Raw genomic sequence first — 19,960 nt, forward strand, 5'->3', positions numbered from 1 at the left:
GGCATGCACGTCGCCTACGATCTGTCGTTCACCCACACCGAGGGGCGCTGGGCTCGCGCCGGATCCTGGGTCGGGCGCACGTTTCCCGATGTGCGCATGTACCAGGAGATCGCGGTCTCGGCAGAGCGAGCCGGAATCGACATGCTCTTCTTTGGCGACGGCAGCGGCATTCCCGACACCTGGCGAGGCTCCATCGACCCCGCCGTCGAGTGGGGCATCCAATGGCCGAGGCAAGACATGAGCCCGTTCATCGCGGCCATGGCGGCCGTGACCAACCACATCGGGTTTGGGCTTACCTATTCGTCGACGTTCATGCATCCGTTCTACGTTGCCCGACTGCTCAACTCGCTCGACCATGTGACGGGCGGGCGCCTCGCCTTTAACGTTGTGGCCTCAACCCGGCTTTCGGATGCTGCCAACTATGGATTCGATGGTCTGCTCGATCACTCCAAGCGTTATGAGCGCATGGAGGAGTTCATCGATGTGTGCACGGCGCTGTGGGATTCGGTTGCGGCGGATGCGATCGTGATGGATCGGGAGACGGGCAGATTTGCCGACCCCGCCAAGGTGAAACCGATCAACCACCGTGGTGAGTTCTTCGACGTGAAGGGGCCGCTGAGTTCCGTGCCCAGCCCGCAGGGGCACCCCGTGCTGGTGCAGGCGGGCAACTCGCCCCGAGGCATTGCGACCAGCGCCCGCTTCGCCGACGTCGTCTTCGGCTTCGGCGGGTCCCTATCGGGTCAGCAGCGGCACCGAGAGGCGCTCGACGCTGCGCTCGTTGCGGAGGGGCGAGACCCCTCTGCGGTGGGAATCCTGTGGGCCACGCAGGTGATTGTTGGGGCAACGCAGGGGGAGGCGGATGCGCGGCGCGACTCCGTGCTGTCATTCTGGAGCGACGAAGCGGTGGGGGCATTCTTGTCGCACAACTCCGGCTTCGACTTCTCCACTGTGGGCCCGAGCGTGGTGCTTGGCGAGCTGCGCGACACCGTCGTAGCTTCGGGCGCGAGCCCCTCGGGCTTCGTCGGCGGCCTCGTCGACGAGTTCGGGGCAGATCATTCGCTCAGCCGAGCGGAGCTCTTTGAGCACGGCTGGCGGAGCGCCACTGGCCTGGATCACACCCTGTGCGGAACCGCCGAGTCGGTTGCCGACGCACTCGAGGAGAACTTCGCGGCGACCGGCAGTCGCGGCGGCTACATGTTCTCGTCGCCGCTGTCGATGCCGTCCGGATTCGACGACCTGTCGCAACTGCTGGTTCCCGAGCTGCGCAGGCGGGGATCCCTCGCGCCGCAGTATGCAGGGTCGACCCTGCGCGAGAACCTCGCCTCGTGAGAGCCAGGCTCCCTGGCGAACGTGAGCAGACCATTCTGGTCTGCGCGCTCATCGGGGCGGCGCAGATGACGTGGGGCAGCATCGTGCCGGTGCTGCCCCTCTTCATGGAACAGTTCGGGCTCGGCGTCGTGATGCTCGGACCCGTCATTGCCGCGTTCGCGGTCGGACGAGTCGTAGCGAACATTCCCGCCGGGCTCGCCCTGCGATGGTGGCGTCCCCGCTGGTACCTCCACTCCGTGCTGATCGCGTTAGCCCTGGTCACCGCCGTGACGGGTTTTGCCGCAGCTCCCGGGTTTCTCATCGCAGCCAGGGTTCTTGCGGGGGTGCTGGGCGGAGCCGCCGTCACCATCGGCTTCGCGGTTCTCGTTGCAGGAGCGCCCGCGGAACGCCGTGGCCGGGCGATGGCAACGGCCACGGTCGTGCAAATGGGTGCGGCCGCCGTCGGCTCCCTCGTGGGCGGGATCGCCGTGACGTATGTGGGTGTGCAGGGCGCTTTCATAGCATCCGCTGTTCCGCTGCTTCTCGTGATCGGCTGGGACGTGCTGCGGCCAGCAGCGTTTTATTGGGATGCGCACACCAGATCAGTGTCGGCGCTCGATGTTGAGCACCAGCGCGGGCCGGCGCCACGGGCGCGCCTCTCGGGCGGCTGGGGGCTGCTCGCGGCCCTGGCGGGGGTGTCGTTTGCCGCATTCTTCGCCCGATTTGCCGGAGAGCAGGGGCTTATTCCTGTGATGGCCTACGGGGAGGGCGGCATGACGCCGATAGGCCTCGGCATTGCGCTTGCCGCTGGCACCGTCGCGAGCCTGCTCGTGCTCGGCCCCGTCGGGAGATGGGTCGACCGGGGTGCTCGCACGAGTGTGGTGCTGGTCTCAGCCGTGGCAGCATCCGCCGTGCTGATTGCGCTGCCCATGCTGGGCGAGCCCTTCGGTTTCGCGGTCGCCGTCGTTCTCTACAGCGTGGCCACGAGTGTCACCAACATCGTGCCCGGCGTCGTGACGGGGGAGCAGTACACCTCGAGAGAGGTGGGCACCGTGGTGGGAATCACGCGCACAGCGGGGGATGCCGGGGCCGCGATCGGGCCGCTCGTCGTGTTTGCGCTCGCCGCCACCAGCGCCATCGCCGGCCTCGTCGTGATGGCCGCAGTGCTGCTCGTGGCATCGGCCATGTTGTGCGCGGTGATGATTCACAAATCTGCTCGCTGAAGCCCCTCGAATTGGCGGTCGGTCAGGCGCATACTGGCAGCCACAAAAGGAGGACGAAATGAGCACTCTCAACCCCTACCTGGGATTTCGCGACAGTGCCCGCGAGGCAATGATCTTCTATCAGTCGGTGTTCGGCGGCGAGCTCAAGTTCAACACCTTTGGCGAATTTCAGGCGAGCCAAGACCCGGCAGAGGCCGACAAGATCATGCACTCCCAGCTCGAGGCCCCGAACGGCTTTGTGCTGATGGCGTCGGACACCCCCGACTCTATGGAGGCTCCCACTGAGAGCAACATCATGCTGTCGGTGAGCGGCACGGATGAGCGGGAGATCCGCGGATACTTTGACAGGCTGCTGGAAGGTGGGCGGGTTATCCAGCCGCTGGAGGCAGCGCCCTGGGGCGATGTCTTCGGCATGCTGACCGACCGCTACGGCACCCGCTGGCTCATGAATATCGGCTAGTCGCTACGACCCAGAAACGGCACGAGGATGGCATTCACCTCATCGGCATGCGTCCACAACATGCCGTGCGGTGCGCCCTCGATCTCGTGATATTCGGCGCTGGGCATCGCCTTGGTGAACTCCCGACCCGTGGACTCAATCGGCAGAATCTGGTCGGCGGTGCCGTGCACGATGAGGGTCGGCACATCGATCTTGGGGATGTCTTGCCTAAAGTCGGTGACCCACGTCGGCGGGGCGGCGACCGACGCATGCGGTGACGTGCCGAATGCGATCTGCTTGCCAGCGTCGATGACTTCCTGACTCAGGCGCGATGTGCCGAGCAGGATTTCGGAGTTGTAGAAGTTGGCGAAGAACTGTGTGAAGAATGCGTAGCGATCGGCAATCGTGGCGGCAATGATCCCCTCAAACACCTCGCTGGGCACGCCTCGCGGGTTGTCGTCTGTCTTGAGGAGAAAGGGTTCTAGAGAGCCGAGAAAGACGGCCTTGGAGACTCGGCCCGTGCCGTGCCGGCCGATGTAGCGGGCGACCTCGCCCGTCCCCATCGAGAACCCTACAAGTGCAACGTCGGTGAGATCGAGCGCGTCGAGCACGGCGGCCAGGTCGTCGGCGAACGTGTCGTAGTCGTATCCAACGGTCGGCTTGCTCGACTGGCCGAATCCCCGACGGTCGTACGTGATGACCCGGTGGCCAGCCTCGAGGAGGGCTGCCGTCTGCTTCTCCCACGACGACCCATCAAGGGGGTATCCGTGGATCAGCACAACGGGCCGTCCCGCCCCATGGTCTTCGTAATAGAGCTCGATATTGGTGCTGTTCTCAGTTCCCACTGTGATGTAACCCATGGCTGATGCTCCTTGTCTATCGATGACGGTGCGGCTGCGCTCAACAGTAGGCGCGTGTTCGCGCGGAGTTCACTGAGACTTTGGTGGGCGATGCCGGTGGACGATACTGGAGCCATGACCGCCAGAGGACTCCTTGCCGTTGCCGCCGCCGCGGCCATTCTCGCCCTCACCGGCTGCGCGTCGAGTGCTCAGCAGCCGGGTGCGTCGACCCCACCATCCGCTTCACCGACGGCCAGCGAGGAGAGTTCGATGGAAAGCATTGCGGACGAGGTTTTCACGGGTCTGCCCGAGGGCGTCGACACCCCGGCGGATGCTGGCAGCGGTCGACCGGATGCCGTGTGGGTCGAGCCAGGGGCAACCTTTGCGATTATCACCTGGGGCAGCTCGACCTGCCCGCCCGTCGCCCGCACTCTCGAGCAGATCGGCGACTCAGAAATCGCCATCCAGTTCGATCGCAATGCGCGAACCATGTGCACGATGGACTTCGTGCCCACGAGCCACGTCTTCTCGGTCCCCGAGGGCGTCGTGGTGCCTCCGCTGCTCATCACGATGACGGCAGAAGAGCTAGACGGCCCCGTCGAATTCGAGCTTCCCTAGCGACACGCACGAGGTAACTGGGCATCCCGTGGGCGTCTCGTGGGAATGCCCGGCGAAACCTCTGCGCTGCCTTGCCTCGAGACGAACGGTGCTGAATCGTTGATGGCTCATCCGCGCGTTCTGAAAGGGATCCAATGCTCACGCTCACCGACTCCGCAACCACCGTCGTCAAGGCCATCATCGACCAGAACCCCGACGCCGAGACCGTAGGGGTCCGCATTAATTCGCAGGGTGCCGACGCCAACTTTGAGTTGGGCGTTGCCGTCGTGGCAGCACCAGAGGAGGCCGATCTTGTGGTCGAGCACGACGGGGCGCGGGTGTTTCTCGACGAGACCGCGACAACCCTGCTTGCCGACAAGGTGCTCGACGCTCAGGTCGGCCAGGACGGCTCAGTGAACTTCGCGATTGGTCAGCAGCCGGGCGTCTAGTCGCCCGTCGCCGCCCAGCGCTCAAGGTAGTCGCGCTCGGTCTGATCGAGGGGCCGGGACGCACCGCTGTCATCAACGACCACCATCACGGTCGACCCGTCGATCACGACCTGGCCCGACTGCCGCGCCACGAAGCCCATCGTGTACGACGACGTGCCAACGGCGCGGATGCTCACGTCCACCACAAACTCGGACCCGTATTCAACGGGCCGCCGATAGTTGGTGGTGGCGGAGGCCACGAAAGGGCTTCGACCGAAGCTGTCGATTCCGTCGATGATGACGGCGTTGCTGCGCCACGACACCCGCGCCTCTTCGAGGAGAGTCGCCACCCGCGCGTTGTTCACATGCCCGTTCACGTCGACATCCGACCAACGGAGCGGCACGACAACGACGTAGGTTCCTGGCATGCCTCGATCGTACCGATGCTCGGGTTTGGGTTGCCGGTTTTGCGATCGTCTTCGTCGCAGCCAACTCGTAGCCGCGCGCTCCTAACGGCCGCGTTTATCCGCTAGAGGCGAGCGGCCAGCCGGGTGCCCTGGTCGATCGCGCGCTTGGCGTCGAGTTCGCCCGCGACATCCGCTCCGCCGATCACGTGAAAAGCGACCCCGGATGCCGCAACGTCGTCCACGAGGTCCCGCACCGATTCCTGTCCAGCACACACGACGATGTTGTCGACCGCGAGCACCCTGGCGTCCTTTCGCTCTGGGCCGAAGCTGATGTGGAGGCCGGCGTCGTCGATGCGCTCATAGTTGACCCCGGAGATCTCGGTGACCCGCTTGTGCTTGAGCGATGCGCGGTGCACCCATCCCGTGGTCGTGCCGAGCCCCGCGCCGATGCGGCCGGGCTTGCGCTGCAGCAGCGTGACCTCACGGGGTGAGGGGCTGGGCTGCGGGCGGGTGAGCGCGCCGGGAGCGGCAGGGTCGTCGGTGACTCCCCATTCGCGCTTCCACTCATCCAGATCCAGGGTGGGTGAGGTGGCGTGGGTGAGGAACTCGCTCACGTCGACGCCGATGCCACCAGCGCCGATCACAGCGACCCGCTCGCCGATCTGCCGGCGACCCAGCACGGCATCCGGGTAGCTGATCACGCTGGGGTGGTCGATTCCTTCGATCGAGGGCACTCGGGGCACGACCCCTGTCGCCAGCACGACATCGTCGAACCCTGCGAGATCGGATGCGGATGCGCGCGTGTTGAGATGGACGTCGACGCCGAGCAGCTCGAGCTGCCGGGTAAAGTAGCGGATGGTCTCGGCGAACTCCTCTTTGCCGGGGATTCGCTGCGCAATGCCGAACTGGCCGCCGATCACAGAGTGCGACTCGAACAGAGTCACGGAGTGGCCGCGGCGGGCGGCGGACACCGCGGCGGAGAGGCCGGCCGGGCCGGCTCCGACGACGGCAACCCGCTTGGCTCGTTTGGTGGGCAGCAAGACGAGTTCGGTTTCGCGCCCCGCTCGCGGATTCACCAGACAGGTGACCTCTTTGCGCTGGAACGTGTGATCGAGGCAGGCCTGGTTGCACGCGATGCACGTGTTGATCAGGTCTGGAGTGCCGGCTTCTGCCTTGCGCACCCACTCGGGGTCAGCGAGCATCGGGCGGGCCATTGCGATGAGCTGGGTGGCCCCCCTGCTCAATACCTCCTCGGCGACCTCGGGCATGTTGATGCGATTCGCCGCGGCAACGGGGATGGAGACCTCGCGGGCGAGCCGCTCCGTGACGTCGGCGAAGGCAGCGCGCGGCACACTTGTCACGATCGTGGGGACGCGCGCCTCGTGCCAGCCGATATCCGTATTGATAATCGTGGCGCCGGCAGCTTCGACCTCCTGCGCAAGCGTGACAATCTGATCCCAGGTCTGGCCGTCTTCGACGAGATCCGCCATGGAGAGGCGGAACACGATGATGAAATCGGGGCCGACTGCGGCGCGAGTCTCGCGCACAATCTCCACGGCGAAGCGGCGACGCTTCTCGGGGGTGCCGCCCCAGGCATCCGTCCGCTTGTTGGTGCGCTCGGCCAGAAACTGGTTGATGAGGTAGCCCTCGCCGCCCATGATCTCCACGCCGTCATAGCCGCCGATGCGCGCAAGTTTCGCTGCTGTGGCGAAGTCCCGGATGGTGCGCCGCACCCCGCGGTCGCTGAGCGCGCGCGGGCGGAAGGGGTTGATGGGCGCCTTGATCGCCGAGGCGGAGACGCTGAACGGGTGGTAGCTGTAGCGTCCGGCGTGCAGCAGTTGAAGTGCGATCTTGCCGCCCTCCGCGTGCACGGCATCCGTCACGGCTCTCTGCCGCACGGCATGGCGTTGGGCGAACATCTGCGCGGCGAACGGCATGAGCCAGCCCTCGCGGTTGGGGGAGAAGCCGCCCGTGATGATGAGCCCGACACCTCCGCGGGCGCGCTCAGCATAGAACTCAGCGAGACGGGGGATGTCACGGGCGCGATCTTCGAGACCCGTGTGCATCGACCCCATAATCACGCGGTTGCGAAGGGTGGTGAAGCCGAGATCAAGGGGCGCGAGCAGGCGCGGAAAAGCGGTGGGCATGCGGCCAGTATGGTCGACCGCACGCCCTCCGCCGCATGTTATTCGCGGGCACCCACAGTCTCACGGGTCATTCGGCTGCATGGGTTGTGCGAACCCACGCAGCGCGCCACGGGTGAGGCTTTAGTTGTACCCGACATCAAAGGGCCAGCCGGTGTAGGCCTCGGCCAAATACGTCTGCCCCGCAACCGAGCTGGTCACCGTCTCAAGCTCGCCGTATCGGCGCTGGCGGTCGAACGGGTGTTCCTCCGGCGTCGCGTGCAGCATCGACGTCATCCAGTAGGAGAACTGCTGCCCGCGCCAGATGCGCTTGAGGGCTGTCTCGGAATATGTGTCGAGCTTCTCGGTGGTGCCGTTATCGAAGTAGGCGGTCAGCGCATCGGTGAGCACGAGCACGTCGGCGATTGCGAGGTTCATGCCCTTGGCGCCCGTTGGCGGCACGGTGTGGGCGGCATCGCCCGCGAGGAACATGCGGCCGTACTGCATCGTTTCGCAAACGTAGCTGCGGAACTGCAGCACGTCTTTTTGAAAGATGTTGCCCTCTTTGAGCTCGGTACCGGCAACGCGGCTCTGCAGTTCGTCCCAAATCTGGGCTTCGCTCCACTCGGCGGTGTCGGTTGTGGGGTCGCACTGAAAGTACATGCGCTGCACGGTGTCGCTGCGCTGGCTGATGAGGGCGAACCCGTTGTCGCCCGCGCTGTAGATGAGCTCTTCGCTGCTGGGCGGGGCCTCCGCGAGGATGCCGAACCAGGCGAACGGGTATGGACGAAAGAAATCGCGCCGTTCGGCCTCGGGGATGGTCCACTTGGCGATGCCCTGCGAGCCGTCGGTGCCAGCGATGAAGTCGGCCTGCACCTCCCACTGCTCACCCTCGGAGTCGGTGAAGGTCACACTGGGGTTGTTCGAGTGCTGCCCATGAATCGCGGAGTCGGTGACGCTGAACCGGATGTCGGCACCGGCGGCAAGGCGGGAGGCGATGAGGTCGATGAGCACCTCGTGCTGCGGGTAGAGATAGACGGAGCGCCCCACGAGGGAGGGAAAGTCGATGCGGTGGCCTTCGCCCTGAAAGCGCAGCTCGATGCCGTCGTGCTTGTGGCCGTCGCGCAGCACACGGTCGCTCACGCCGGTGTTGACGAGAACGTCGACGGAGCCCTGTTCCAGGATGCCAGCGCGGATGGTCTTTTCGATCTCTTCACGGCTGCGCTTGTCGATGACCACGGAGGAGATGCCCTGGCGGTCGAGCAGGTGGGAGAGCAGGAGGCCGGCTGGCCCCGCTCCCACAATGGCGACCTGGGTGCGGATGGTCGAGGTCATGAAGACTCCTTCGTCTGCGCTGCGAGGCTGATCGCTCGCAGCGCGTGCTGGTGGCGGCTCTGGTGCGGTAGCCGTGCAGCAATTCTGAACACCGCGGGCGGCCGCGCAAAGCGAGTTCCCATTGAATGGGAATCTATTTGGGGGTGACGGTGGCCCTATTGTGCGTTCTGCGACGCGCGCATCGCCCGAGTTATGCCCTGGGCTGCCGATTTCAGATACACAGTCGCGGCATCCGCATCGCGAGAATCTCGCGGGAGAACCACGGAGAGCGCCGCGATGATGCCCCCACCCGGGCCTCGAACGGGCACCGCGATGCCCAGCGACTCTGGGGCAATATAGCCGGGCGCAACCGCGTGGCCCACCCGGCGAATCTCGGCGATCTTGGCCCGTAGAGCATCCGGATCGGTGATGGTTTCGGGCGAAGTTCCCGTGAGCGACGATGACAGGATGCGGTGCTGCAGATCGTCGTCGGCGTGCGCCAGCAACACCAGGCCGGAGGACGACGCATGCAGGGGGAGGCGGCCGGCGATGCGCGTGATGTTGGCGCCGGAATCCCGCGCCGAGAGCCTCTCGATGAACAACGCCTCGTCATCTTCGAGCACGGCGAGCTGCGTATGCTGGCGCAGCTTGGCCTGCACGTCTTCCATGAACGGGATAGCGACCTGCCGCAACCGCAGCGCCTGAGACCCGCGCATCGCGAGCTCCCACAGACGCATGCCCACGTGCACATTGCCGCGATCGTCTCTCTCCAGCAGGCCGTACTCGCTCAGCTCTGACACGATGCGGTGCGTCGTGGACGACGGCAGGCCCGTGCGCCGCGCGATATCGGAGACGCTGCGGCTGGTGCGGTCAGTGTCGAACGTCTCGAGAATGCGCACGACCCTGCTGATGAGGGAGTCACCGCTCTCGGAGTTCGCCATTCCCCAAGGTTCTCACGAGAGGGTGAGGCCGCAGTGCTAACGGGGCGTGGAGACCGCGGCCGCCAAAATGGCAAGAGTGATGAACGACAGCACCACCGGTGCGCCATAAGCGAGCACATAAACCACGATTGGCGAAGCACTTCCGCGATGCGGCCGCACATGGTGGCGACGCACCGACAGATACACGAGGGTGTGAAGCAAGAGCCACCACGGGGAGGCTGAGCGGGCGTGTCCCATGGCGAGCAGTGAGGCCCGGTCGCGATAGGCCAGCCAGACGGTGCTGGAAATAGTGGCAAGTGAGATGGCGAAACTGACGGCGGACCACTGAAGCGTGAGCATGGAGAACTCGCTGAGTGACCTGGTCGACCCCGGGCCGAAGAAGTCTCCCGCCAGCCCCGTGGGGCCGAAGGGGAACATTGCGAAGAGAACGCCGACCTGCACAGCGGAGGCGATGAGGGGCAAAAATATGACCCACCACACCGCAGCGGTGTGGGCGCTCGACGGCTGAGGCGTCCAACCGCGGTACATGCCCTGGGCGGCGGATGGTGTGCGAGGCATGGCGCCGAAGGTGGAGGGTGCAGGAGTGGGCGACGCGAATGACGGTGCTGCGGTTGCGACGGGACTTAAGGCCGGGGTTGCCGCCGGGAGCGCTGCATGTCCCTGCGCAATGAAGCTGCGCGGAGGCTCGCCTATGGAGGGGAGCGTCGCCCGCCATTCGGCTTCGCTCAGTTGATCGGGCTGCGACCCCTGTTGCCCAAAATCTGGTGTGCTCACGCCCGGGCCCCCTCCGGTCTGTGACATCGACGGTTCACAGTACCGGGGAGCGACGCTTCGCCGTCACCCCCTGTGCGGGGGATACGCGAGAGAAATTCAGCGAACGTGGCGACCGGGCTTCGGTGGAGCGGGCTTGGCCGCGGCGGGCTTTTTTGCGGCTGCTGGTTTCTTCGCTGCGGGCTTCTTGGCGGCTGCGGGCTTTTTTACGGCAGCGGCCTTCTTGGGGTCCGCCTTCTCGGGCGGAGCTGTCCTGCTTGAATTCGCACCAGGCTTCTTCGAGGCTGCAGCCTCCGCTGCGCGCGCTGCTTGTCGCTCAGATTGCTCCGTCTTCGGCTCTTCTTCTGTCGGAGTCTCGGCCGAGGGCAGGCCGAATGGCAGCTTGTGAGCGAGCGCGGCAAGGCTGCGGCCGAGACGCGCGGCCGTGCGAATGCGCCGGGGGGCGGGGACGGTCACGGCGGTGCTGGTCTTCACCGCATCCGTGTCGATGCCCTTAGCTTTGGCGTGCGCGCGGTACTCGGCAAGGTCGTCGACCTCATAGACCACGACGGGGCGCTGGAAGGGCGCAGTGTGCTGGGTCCACGTTGTGCCATCCCACCAACGCCGGTGATCCGCCCCATCGGGATCGGGGTACCAGCCGGCGGGAAGGCGAATGTTGTGGAGGTGTTCCATGGCCCTGCAACTTCCCTTCGCCGCGATGCTTCCAGTCTGCCGCGCCGAGCGCCATCTTGGACTCGCGAAACGCACAGGATTCGAGTGAAATCTTGGCGACACTCTCACTCGCAGGAGTGCGGGACTATGCTGACGAAGCCCCGGCTGCAGGGGTAACAGGCTCGAACAAGGGAGCCATGATGAATGTCTACTCGCCGCTTCCATTTGATGGCAGCGAAAGCTCGCACGATTCCGACGCAACCACAGCGGTTCGCGACGGTCACCTCACCATTGTTAACACCACGCTCACCCCGTGGCAGGCACGGTGGGCAGACCTCGAATTCGTGCGTGGTGTGCTCGATCGCGCCGCGATCGACTTTTTTCTCGTGCGCTCAAGCGACCACAGTCCCGTTGTCGTGGTCGACTTCGCCGACCGTGACAGACTCGCCCGCGCTCTTGCGGATGCCTGCCGCACCGAGCCCTTCTACAGCCGCACCGAAAAACTCTCATCGGCAGCAAAGGCCGACCTCGCCGCCCGCGGCCGAGGAGTAGCCAGCGGCAGCGGGTCGCACCACACAGAATCGGTGGTTGCCGACTCCGCGCTGTTCTCCGCTGAGAACAATGAGGCCGACGCGCGCTCCGCCGATTTTGCGGACGCCCTGCATCTCGATGCCGATCTGCGCGATACCTACGATCAGTCGGGAGACCTCGGTCTCGCAGCGGCCGAGCTGCTCACTCCCGGTCGCCGCACCGTGCTGCTCGCCGAGGGGCGCCTGTCGCGCGATAGTTCCGCTCGGGCGTTCACGCTGTATCGCCCGCGGGAGGCCGCCAACGGAAGGCTGCGTTACGGGGCAGAGAACGGGGTTGCTCTCGAACTGTGGGAGCACGCCTCTGACCGGGTTGTTTCTGGGTCGGGATCCGACTCCGCCACGCTGGTCATCCGGGATGTCATCGCTCCCCGCGCCAACCTCCTGCTGCGGCACCGCACGCCCGAGGCAGAACTCGTGCGCAGCACTGTGTCTCTGCACGGTAGGCCGTGGCCAACGCTTCAGGGGATGTTCGAGCCAACAGTCGACGAGGTCACCTTCGACATCGACATGGTCTTCTCGTGGGTCGACGGGTCGTCGCTGGAGTTTCAGCGGGCTCGTGCCCGCAGGCTCGAAAGCTACGTTGTCGGCGAGGGCGACGACCACGAGGCGCGGTTCCGTCAGCTCGACGAGCTGCGTTACGCGCTGCGTTCCATCTATCTCTTCGCGCCGTGGGTTCGCAATATCTATATCGCGACCGACTCGCCCCGCCCGTCGTGGCTCGCAGAGCATCCGAGGGTCACCCTCATGCGCAGCGAGGCCTTCTTCGCCGACACCTCTGTGCTGCCGACCCATAACTCCCATGCCGTCGAAAGCCAGTTGCACAACATCGAGGGTCTTAGCGAGCACTTCTTGTATTCGAACGACGACATGTTCTTTGGGCGCCCCGTCTCGCCGGAGATGTTCTTCTCTTCCGGCGGCGTCAGTCGCTTCATCCAGTCGATGACTCGCATTGGGGTCGGAGATAGCAACCCCGGTCGCAGCGGGTTCGAGAATGCCGCGCGGGTCAATCGTGCCCTGCTTGAGGAGCGCTTCGGCGTGACGATCACGCGGCATCTTGAGCACGCTGCCACGCCGCTGCGCCGCTCTGTGATGCGCGAGCTCGAAGCGGAGTTCCCCGACGACTTCGCCCGAACCGCTGCGGCAAAGTTTCGGCAGGCCACCGATGTCTCTGTTACTAATTCGCTCTATCACTACTATGCGGAGGCGACAGGGCGGGCCGTTCCGACCACGGAGGCCAAGGTGCGGTACGTGGATACGACGGCTCGCGAGGGGGTTCGGCAGATGAAGCGGTTGCTCAAGCGCCGCAACTACGACTTCTTCTGCCTCAACGACGGCAGCTTTCCCGAGCTCGATGGCGAAGAGCGGGCGAGAGCCGTGCGATGGTTCCTCGAACGCTACTTTCCGATTCCCGCGCCCTGGGAGCTGCCAGACCCCGTCTGAGTGGCGTAGGCGAGGAACGCTCCCCTTAAGGGGGGATGCGCAGCATAGCGCGCGGCGAGTTGACTAGGCAGATCGGCTGTCGAACCCGGTGTTCATCCGACCGCCGCACTTGAATCTTTCACCGCCGAAAGATGCACTGGAGGTACTACCCGATGCCTGAACTCAGCTCGTTTGCCCGCGTCGCCCGCACCACGGCCGTGGTTGTCACCGCTCTCACCCTCGCCGTTGGGCTCAGTGCCTGCGGTGGTGGGGAGGAGCCGGTCGCCCCAACGTCGACCACGGAGAGCGGCGTCGGCAAGTCATTTGAAAGCACGGACGGGGTCGCGGTTGCGGTGACCCGGCGTATCTGCGGCATCAGTGCTGTGGGCAAGGATCAGCCCGAATACACGGCGGTCGGCCAGTACTGCACGGTAGGCGTCAATGTCGTGAACGACTCCGATGCTTCGGCCGATCTCTCCCAGCTCAAGGTCACCGGCCATTCGGGGGATACCGAGTACTTTCCCGACTATTGGGCGGGCACGGCAGCCGATGGTGGCATGCAGGTGCTCGAGCCGGGCGGCTCTGTCGAATCGACGCTGTTCTTTGACATTCCCAAGGGGGCCCTGCTCGATACCGTCACTCTCGTGAGCCCCTGGCCGGGCATCGAGGAGTTCGAGGTCGCCTTCTAGAGAGGGTGAGCGCGGCTAAAGTGGCCGCATGAAACGTCTTGTCTTCGCGGGAGTTGCGGTAGTTGGCCTGCTCATCGGGTTTGCGCCAGCATCGTCGCAGCCAGCGGTCGCCGATGTCGACGACTTCACCTTTTCGTCGTTTGACGCGCAGTACTACCTCGGCGTCGATGACGAAGGGCACTCGACCCTCAGAACGGTTGAAACCCTCGTCGCCGAGTTCCCCGAATACGATCAGAACCGTGGCATCCGTCGCCTCCTGGTCGAGAGTTATGACGGTCACCCCACAGATCTCGAGGTCGTCTCCGTCACCGATGAGGCTGGCGAGACCCGCGATTACGAGACCGAAAGCGACGACGATGCGCTCTCGGTGACCATCGCGGCAGACGACTATGTGCATGGCAGTCAGACCTACGTAATCGAATACACGCAGCGCAACGTGACGATCAACTTTGAGGATGTCGACGAGTTTTATTGGGACGTCAACGGCACCGACTGGGCCCAGCCCTTCGAGCGAGTGAGCGCAACCGTGCACGTCGACCCGGAGATCGAAGGCCGGCTCACGGGGGCTGTTACCGCGGTCTACGGCTCGCAGGGGCAAAACAACCCGGCCGAGATTGACGGCCTCACCTTCGTGGCAACTGACCTGCCGGCGCACTCGACGCTGACGTTCGCAATCGGTTTTGAGCCCGGCACCTTCACTCCCCGTGACAGCTCCTTTTTTGCGGCACCCTGGCCCAGTCTGAGCTTGGCAGGCCTGATCGGCGCGGCAATTGTCACGCTCTCGGCCTTCGTCGTGCGCAGGCGATATCTGGCCGACGCCCAGGGTCGCGGAATCATCGTGCCGGAGTATGCGCCGCCCAAGGGCGTGAGCCTGCCGCTCGCCGCCCTCATTGGAGGAGTGAGCTCCAAGGTCACTCCAGCCCAGATCATCGCCCTCGCCGTTGCCCATCACCTGCGCGTGGTGGAGACGGGCACCAAGATGGGCAAGCCCCGCTATCGGTTGGAGTTTCTCAGCGCCGAGGGTGCGAACGATCACGAGCGGGAGTTTCTGCATGCCCTGTTCGGCTCAACTCTGACGCCGGGGGAGCACCGCGATCTCGATAAGGCAGACCAGAAGGCGGCCGCCAAGATCGCCAAGCTGCAGACGCGGGTGGCGAAAGAGGCCACAGAGGATGGTTATCGCCGCAAGTACCCGACCGCTGCCGTTACGCCCATCATCATCGTTGCCCTGTTTGCGCTCGGCTTCGGTGTGCTCTTCGCGATTGTGTCTCTCGACCAGGCGTTCGGTGGTGTTGTGCCCCTGTTCCTGCTGCTCGGCACAGTAGCCCTCACGGTCATCACGATCGTATTGATCAGCCGCATCCCGCTCACCGAGAAGGGCGTAGCGGTGCGCGATCACATGAAGGGCCTCAAGGAGTACATCTCTCTCGCCGAGGCCGACCGTCTCAGGTACCTGCAGTCTCCCCAGGGGGCGCTGCGCGATCCCATCGCCGTCGACGATCCAGCCCAGGTGGTCAAGCTCAACGAGAAGCTGCTGCCCTACGCCATGCTCTTTGGCCTCGAGAAGCAGTGGGCCAAGGAGCTGGGCCGCTTCTATGAGGAGCACAATTCGCAGCCTGACTGGTATGTGGGCAGCGCTCCCTTCAACGCAGCCGTCTTCGCCTCGAGCATCGGGTCGGTCGCCACATCGACGGCCTCGTCGTACAGCAGCGCTTCGAGCGGGTCGTCGGGCGGCGCATCCGCCGGTGGCGGTGGCGGTGGTGGCGGTGGCGGTGGCGTGTAGCGCGCCGAACGTGGCATTCGCTCACCCGAGCGCAGATAGAATCTTGCGGTGTCTCCCAGCCCGCTAGTGCCGTCCCCCTATGAGGTGCTCGGCGTTGCTCCCGGCGCAAGCGACGACGAGCTGCGCAGGGCCTACCGCCGCATGCTGCGGGCGACCCATCCCGATACCGGCGGTGACTCACGCCGATTTCAGGCCGTGCAGATCGCCTGGGAGCAGGTGGGCACGCAGGAGGCTCGGCGAGCCTACGACCGCGGCCAGCCGAGGCGCGGAGACGAGCCGCATCCGACCTGGGCGCCTGCCCCCCGCCGCACCAACGACAGCAGGCCGTCTGCTCGGTCGTATGGCCACCCAGGAGGGCTGAGTCGCGAGCACTACCTCGAGCTCATGCGCGAGTGGGTGGGCCGCGGGGCATCGCTGCCAGACCCCTACGACCCTGCGCTGGTGCGCTCGGCGCCCCGCGACATCCGTCACCTTTTGGCCAACGCGGTCTCTGAGGAGGCAACGGCCACTCAGGTCTCTTACCTTGGCATTGCGTTTACGGCCTGGCACGACGTGGCAACCAATGTGGACGACAGCCCGTGGCGGGCCAAGCTCGACCATGTCGTGCTCGGCCCAAGTGGACTTTTTGCCGTGCAGTCGGAGGACTGGGGCGCAGAGGTGCGTGTTAAGCGCAACGAGATCGTGGGGGAGGCGATCGCCCCGGGGGATCGGCCCATGCACGCGCTGTCGTTGCGGGCAAAGTCTGTCGCGCGGGCCGCGAAGGTCAAATTCACGAGCCTCATCGTGGTGGTTCCCGACGATGCGATCGACGAAGACATTACGGAGGGGCGGATGCGCGGGGTGGCGTGTGCGGTCGTGCGCAGGTCTCGCCTGCCCGGGGTGTTGCGCAACGGCCTCGATGGTGCCCCCAGCATTGGCGGCCAGGAGCTTTTTGAGGTGCGCACCCGGCTGCAGCAGACGATTAGGTTCGCCTAGCGGGTGGAGTGCGGCGTGGCCAGAAGCCCGCTCCGGCTCACTTAGGAGATCGCGACCTCGCGGGCGATGGGGGAGTCGAGGAGCCGCTTGAGCAGGGTGTCGACTGCGGTGGCATCGTCGAATTCGAGTCCGCTGGTGAGTAGGTCGTTGACCGCGAGGGCTGCTGGTCGCAGCGAGTCGAGCAGGGCGCGACCATCCGCGGTGAGCACGACGGTCTTTCGTCGCTTGTCGTCGTCGTCGCGGGACGTGGTGATGGAGCCGTTGGTTTGCATGCGCCGCAGCAGCTCCGCCAGCGTTGATTTGTCGAGTTGGGCGAGTCTCATGAGTTCGCGTTGGGCGAGCTCGCCGTGTTCTCCCAAGAAAAGGAGCACGCCGTATTGCACGGAGCTCACATCGGATGACACATGTTTGGTCCAGAGCGCGGTGTGCAGTTGCAGCACTCGTCGCACGCTCAGGCTGAGGTACTGATCGGCTTCAGACATCGAGGCGCCCCCTTTGGCGACGGGGCCGTCAGGTGCGGCCCCCCACATGTTCCGTATGCGGATTGCATTCTTGTGAACTCTAACGTAATCTTTCGTTCGCATACGGACGAATACTCGCCCAGCACTCCCCCACCCTCCCTTCACCCACGCCGGAACAGCGACGTTCACCATCTGAGCTGCCGCATCCGGAAACCCGAGAAAAGGCAGCACTCTTTCTATGGACATCAAGGCGCGAATTGAATCCGCCCCCATGAGTCGGGCGCAGATCGGCATCGTCGCGATCTGCTTGGCGCTCAACTTCATCGACGGCTACGACGTGCTCGTCATGGCCTTCAGTGCCTCCGCAATCACGGAATCGTGGAGCCTCTCGGGGGCCCAGCTCGGGATCCTGATTAGCTCCGCGCTCGCCGGTATGGCCATCGGTGCCATTTTTGTGGCCCAGCTCGCCGACCGAATCGGCCGCCGCAAGATGGTGCTCATCGCCACAGCGGTCATCACGCTCGGAATGTTCGCCTCGGCGTTCGCACCCACCTACGAGGTTCTCCTCGCCTTCCGTGTGCTCACCGGAATCGCGGTCGGCAGCATGCAGTCCAACCTCAACGTGCTCGTGGCCGAATACTCCAACGCCAAGCGGCGGGCAACGGCCGTGAGCATCTACAGCACGGGCCAGCCCATCGGCGGCGTGATCGGCGGCATCATCGTCGCGGCGCTGCTCGTGCACTTCGAATGGCACGCCGGATTCATCTTCGGCGGCATCATCACCCTGATCATGCTGCCCATCGTCTATCTGTGGCTGCCGGAATCGATCGACTACCTCGACGCCAAGCGCCCCGAGGGCGCGCGCGAGAAGATCAACACGATCCTCGCTCGTCTCGGGCAGGCCACCGTCACTGAGCTGCCTGCTCGCGCTGCAGGAGCTCTCGCGCCCAAGACCGGTCTCGCTGAGGTGTTCCGCAACGGGCAGGCGACCAAGACCATCCTGCTCGCTATCGCGTACATGATGATCATGGGCAGCTTCTACTTTGCCAACTCGTGGACACCGAAGCTTCTCTCGCAGTCGGGGTACTCGTCGACCCAGGGCATCCAGGCCGGAGTGCTCTTTAGCATCGGCGCCATCATCGGCTCGCTCGTCTTCGCCTACATCGGGGCGCGCTTCAGCCTTAAGCGCACCCTCTCGGTGATGTTCGTGCTTGCGGCCGCAGCGTTCGTCTTTTTCGGGGCGTTCGCGCACGAGCTGACCCCCGCCATGATCGCGGCAGTGCTCGTGGGTATCTTCACCAACGCTGCCATCGCCGGAATGTTCTCCATCGGCCCCGTTATGTACGAGACGTCGGTTCGCGCAACGGCCGTCGGCTTCATCACCGGAATCGGGCGCTCGGCAACGATCGTTTCGCCCATCCTCGCTGGTGCCCTCGTCGACGCGGGCTGGGCTCCTGGCAGCATCTACTTCCTCTTCGTAGTGCCGCTGCTCGTTGGGGCGGTCGCGATCGCAATGGTGCGCCGCCCCGTGCTCGGCACGGGAACGACCGCAGTCGCCGCAGTTCCCAACCTGCGCGCCAGCGAGGAGCTCGCAGAGTCTCGCTAGCCCCGCACTGTGCCAGGTGGGCGGCCTTCCTTCGGGGAGGCCGCCCACACCTGTATGCGGGCCGTGAGTTCTCCCCACGGGCTCTGATTGCGCCCGATCATAGAAAGCCATGAAACCCCTAGCGTGCGGAGCGCCCGCTGTGACTGTCGGGGCAGCGTGTGCGGCCTATGCGGCCAATGCGGCACTCGGACTCGCCGTGGCCAGCAAGACCATCGACACCAGTGCCATCCGCTGGGTTCACCACGCCCTCTACATCGCCACCTGCACGCTCACAGGCGTCGCCATCGCGGCAGGTATCGGCGAATCCATCGCCGTGCGCCAAGCCGAGCGGATGCGGCGGCGGCGATGGCCGCGTCGACAGAAACAGCATGGCCTGTCGATCCGGCAGCGTCGCCGCACATCGGCCGCCGGGTGGATGCTCGTGCCAGCCTTGGCGCCTCTTGCGGCGATCCCCTCGGTAAGCGCACGCACCCGCACGCATCCGCTCATCGCGCTCATCGCTGCACCGTTTTATGCCGCCGCTGCAGTGGTCGCCATCGTCGCGTTAACCACCAGGTCAGGGAGATAGCCGTGGAATTTCTCGACGTCGTTCGCCGCCGCAAGACCACTAACGGGCCGTTTCTGCCAACGCCTGTGCAAGAGGAGCATCAGCGGCTCCTCATGGAGGTGGCTGGGCGGGCGCCCTCGCAGCTCAATAGCCAGCCGTGGCGTTTCGTTCTCATCGACGATCGATCGACGATCGAAACGATTGCCGACATCAGCGGATCGAGCATGACTGAGGCGATGTCCAACGGCACGTTCTTCGAACGCTACAAGCCGTACTTTCGATTCAGTGCCCGCGAGATGGAAGAAAAGCGCAGTGGAATGCTCTTTGACCGCCTGCCGGCCCCGCTGAGGCCGTTCACGGGTCAAGCGTTCACCCCGAGAGGGCAGAAGCTCATGAACGCCCTGCGGGTTCCGCAAACCCTGGGGGCTGAGAATCGCAAGCTCGTGGCGGGGTCGCCGCTTCTCATCGGCGTCATGCTCGATAGGGCCGAGTACCGGCCGGGCGAGCTTTCGTCGTTCTACTCCGTGTTCAGCATGGGGGCGGCAATGGAAAACATTTGGCTGACCACCGTCGAGCTGGGCATGGGCATCCAATTCATTTCGTTCCCGATGGAGGTGCCCGGTCGGTGGGCAGAGATCGAGCGTTTGCTCGCCGTGCCCGATGATCTCGAACTCATGGCGGTCTATCGCCTCGGCTACCTGCCCGACGATCAGCGGCGCCCCGCGATCGACTGGACAAGTCACGAAAGAAAGCTGCCGTCGCAGTATGTTTTTCGAGGCACATGCCAAACCCCCCAAACGGGGTGGGACGAAACACCAAGGGTTGAGTCATAGTCTTAACTCAATCCCT

The 19,960-nt window shown here is 64.9% G+C and carries 20 protein-coding genes; 12 read left to right on the plus strand and 8 right to left on the minus strand.

Annotated elements, in window-relative coordinates; all coding sequences use genetic code 11:
• Positions 1-3 precede the first annotated feature (3 nt).
• Genes C2138_RS01890 through C2138_RS01900 form a run of 3 tightly spaced genes read left to right on the plus strand, consistent with a single transcriptional unit; the run spans position 4 to position 2,991 of the window.
• Entirely contained in the window at positions 4-1,329 is a 1,326-nt protein-coding gene (locus tag C2138_RS01890; RefSeq protein ID WP_241961229.1) for an NtaA/DmoA family FMN-dependent monooxygenase, read from the plus strand.
• Positions 1,326-2,531: an MFS transporter gene (locus tag C2138_RS01895; RefSeq protein WP_108515097.1), complete on the plus strand. Its 1,206-nt coding sequence runs from the start codon at positions 1,326-1,328 to the stop codon at positions 2,529-2,531. Before C2138_RS01890 ends, C2138_RS01895 begins: the two co-directional genes overlap by 4 nt.
• A gap of 58 nt (positions 2,532-2,589) precedes the next feature.
• Positions 2,590-2,991 carry a VOC family protein gene (locus tag C2138_RS01900; RefSeq protein WP_108515099.1) on the plus strand — a complete coding sequence of 134 codons (402 nt, stop codon included), beginning with the start codon at positions 2,590-2,592 and terminating at the stop codon, positions 2,989-2,991.
• On the opposite strand, the gene C2138_RS01905 is transcribed toward C2138_RS01900, so the two are convergent.
• Complete coding sequence (locus C2138_RS01905) at positions 2,988-3,830, minus strand: alpha/beta fold hydrolase (RefSeq protein ID WP_108515101.1); 843 nt, start codon at positions 3,828-3,830, stop codon at positions 2,988-2,990. The genes C2138_RS01900 and C2138_RS01905 overlap by 4 nt on opposite strands.
• Positions 3,831-3,944: 114 nt before the next feature.
• On the opposite strand from C2138_RS01905, the gene C2138_RS01910 reads away from it, so the two are divergent.
• Both C2138_RS01910 and C2138_RS01915 read left to right on the plus strand, forming a co-directional pair.
• Entirely contained in the window at positions 3,945-4,427 is a 483-nt protein-coding gene (locus C2138_RS01910; protein ID WP_108515102.1) for a hypothetical protein, read from the plus strand.
• 134 nt (positions 4,428-4,561) lie between these two features.
• A complete protein-coding gene (locus C2138_RS01915) occupies positions 4,562-4,855 on the plus strand; it encodes an iron-sulfur cluster assembly accessory protein (RefSeq protein ID WP_108515104.1) in 294 nt (97 codons plus the stop codon).
• On the opposite strand, the gene C2138_RS01920 is transcribed toward C2138_RS01915, so the two are convergent.
• The 6 genes from C2138_RS01920 to C2138_RS13705 all read right to left on the minus strand — a co-directional run bounded on the left by C2138_RS01920 (position 4,852) and on the right by C2138_RS13705 (position 11,062).
• Positions 4,852-5,262 (minus strand): acyl-CoA thioesterase, encoded by a 411-nt coding sequence (locus C2138_RS01920; RefSeq protein ID WP_108515105.1) that lies wholly within the window; start codon positions 5,260-5,262, stop codon positions 4,852-4,854. The genes C2138_RS01915 and C2138_RS01920 overlap by 4 nt on opposite strands.
• Positions 5,263-5,363: 101 nt before the next feature.
• Positions 5,364-7,388 (minus strand): NADPH-dependent 2,4-dienoyl-CoA reductase, encoded by a 2,025-nt coding sequence (locus tag C2138_RS01925; protein WP_108515106.1) that lies wholly within the window; start codon positions 7,386-7,388, stop codon positions 5,364-5,366.
• Between the two features lie 120 nt (positions 7,389-7,508).
• A complete protein-coding gene (locus C2138_RS01930; RefSeq protein ID WP_108515108.1) occupies positions 7,509-8,699 on the minus strand; it encodes a 4-hydroxybenzoate 3-monooxygenase in 1,191 nt (396 codons plus the stop codon).
• 155 nt (positions 8,700-8,854) lie between these two features.
• Complete coding sequence (locus C2138_RS01935) at positions 8,855-9,619, minus strand: IclR family transcriptional regulator (RefSeq protein WP_108515109.1); 765 nt, start codon at positions 9,617-9,619, stop codon at positions 8,855-8,857.
• A gap of 36 nt (positions 9,620-9,655) precedes the next feature.
• The gene (locus C2138_RS13565) at positions 9,656-10,393 is read right to left on the minus strand and encodes a hypothetical protein (RefSeq protein ID WP_159078105.1); all 738 of its coding nucleotides are present in this window, start codon (positions 10,391-10,393) and stop codon (positions 9,656-9,658) included.
• 96 nt (positions 10,394-10,489) lie between these two features.
• On the minus strand, positions 10,490-11,062 hold the full coding sequence (locus tag C2138_RS13705) for a DUF2510 domain-containing protein (RefSeq protein WP_233245544.1): 573 nt from the start codon (positions 11,060-11,062) through the stop codon (positions 10,490-10,492).
• A 92-nt stretch (positions 11,063-11,154) separates the two neighbouring features.
• Here C2138_RS13705 and C2138_RS01955 point away from each other — a divergent pair, with 92 nt between their 5' ends.
• The 4 genes from C2138_RS01955 to C2138_RS01970 all read left to right on the plus strand — a co-directional run bounded on the left by C2138_RS01955 (position 11,155) and on the right by C2138_RS01970 (position 16,497).
• Entirely contained in the window at positions 11,155-13,071 is a 1,917-nt protein-coding gene (locus tag C2138_RS01955) for a stealth family protein (protein WP_233245545.1), read from the plus strand.
• A gap of 152 nt (positions 13,072-13,223) precedes the next feature.
• Positions 13,224-13,739 (plus strand): DUF4352 domain-containing protein, encoded by a 516-nt coding sequence (locus tag C2138_RS01960; protein ID WP_159078106.1) that lies wholly within the window; start codon positions 13,224-13,226, stop codon positions 13,737-13,739.
• 28 nt (positions 13,740-13,767) lie between these two features.
• Positions 13,768-15,522, plus strand: a complete 1,755-nt coding sequence (locus tag C2138_RS01965) for a DUF2207 domain-containing protein (RefSeq protein ID WP_108515114.1) — start codon at positions 13,768-13,770, stop codon at positions 15,520-15,522.
• A gap of 48 nt (positions 15,523-15,570) precedes the next feature.
• Complete coding sequence (locus C2138_RS01970) at positions 15,571-16,497, plus strand: J domain-containing protein (RefSeq protein ID WP_108515116.1); 927 nt, start codon at positions 15,571-15,573, stop codon at positions 16,495-16,497.
• A gap of 41 nt (positions 16,498-16,538) precedes the next feature.
• Here the strand turns inward: C2138_RS01970 and C2138_RS13570 are convergent, their stop codons facing one another.
• Complete coding sequence (locus C2138_RS13570; protein ID WP_158268834.1) at positions 16,539-16,979, minus strand: MarR family winged helix-turn-helix transcriptional regulator; 441 nt, start codon at positions 16,977-16,979, stop codon at positions 16,539-16,541.
• Positions 16,980-17,229: 250 nt separating this feature from the next.
• Between C2138_RS13570 and C2138_RS01980 the strand changes: the two genes are divergently transcribed.
• The 3 genes from C2138_RS01980 to C2138_RS01990 all read left to right on the plus strand — a co-directional run bounded on the left by C2138_RS01980 (position 17,230) and on the right by C2138_RS01990 (position 19,944).
• Complete coding sequence (locus tag C2138_RS01980; protein ID WP_158268835.1) at positions 17,230-18,564, plus strand: MFS transporter; 1,335 nt, start codon at positions 17,230-17,232, stop codon at positions 18,562-18,564.
• Positions 18,565-18,703: 139 nt separating this feature from the next.
• A complete protein-coding gene (locus C2138_RS01985) occupies positions 18,704-19,132 on the plus strand; it encodes a hypothetical protein (RefSeq protein WP_233245546.1) in 429 nt (142 codons plus the stop codon).
• Between the two features lie 2 nt (positions 19,133-19,134).
• Positions 19,135-19,944 carry a nitroreductase family protein gene (locus C2138_RS01990; RefSeq protein ID WP_108515122.1) on the plus strand — a complete coding sequence of 270 codons (810 nt, stop codon included), beginning with the start codon at positions 19,135-19,137 and terminating at the stop codon, positions 19,942-19,944.
• Positions 19,945-19,960: the final 16 nt, after the last annotated feature.

Source organism: Salinibacterium hongtaonis, assembly GCF_003065485.1.
Classification (GTDB): domain Bacteria; phylum Actinomycetota; class Actinomycetes; order Actinomycetales; family Microbacteriaceae; genus Homoserinimonas; species Homoserinimonas hongtaonis.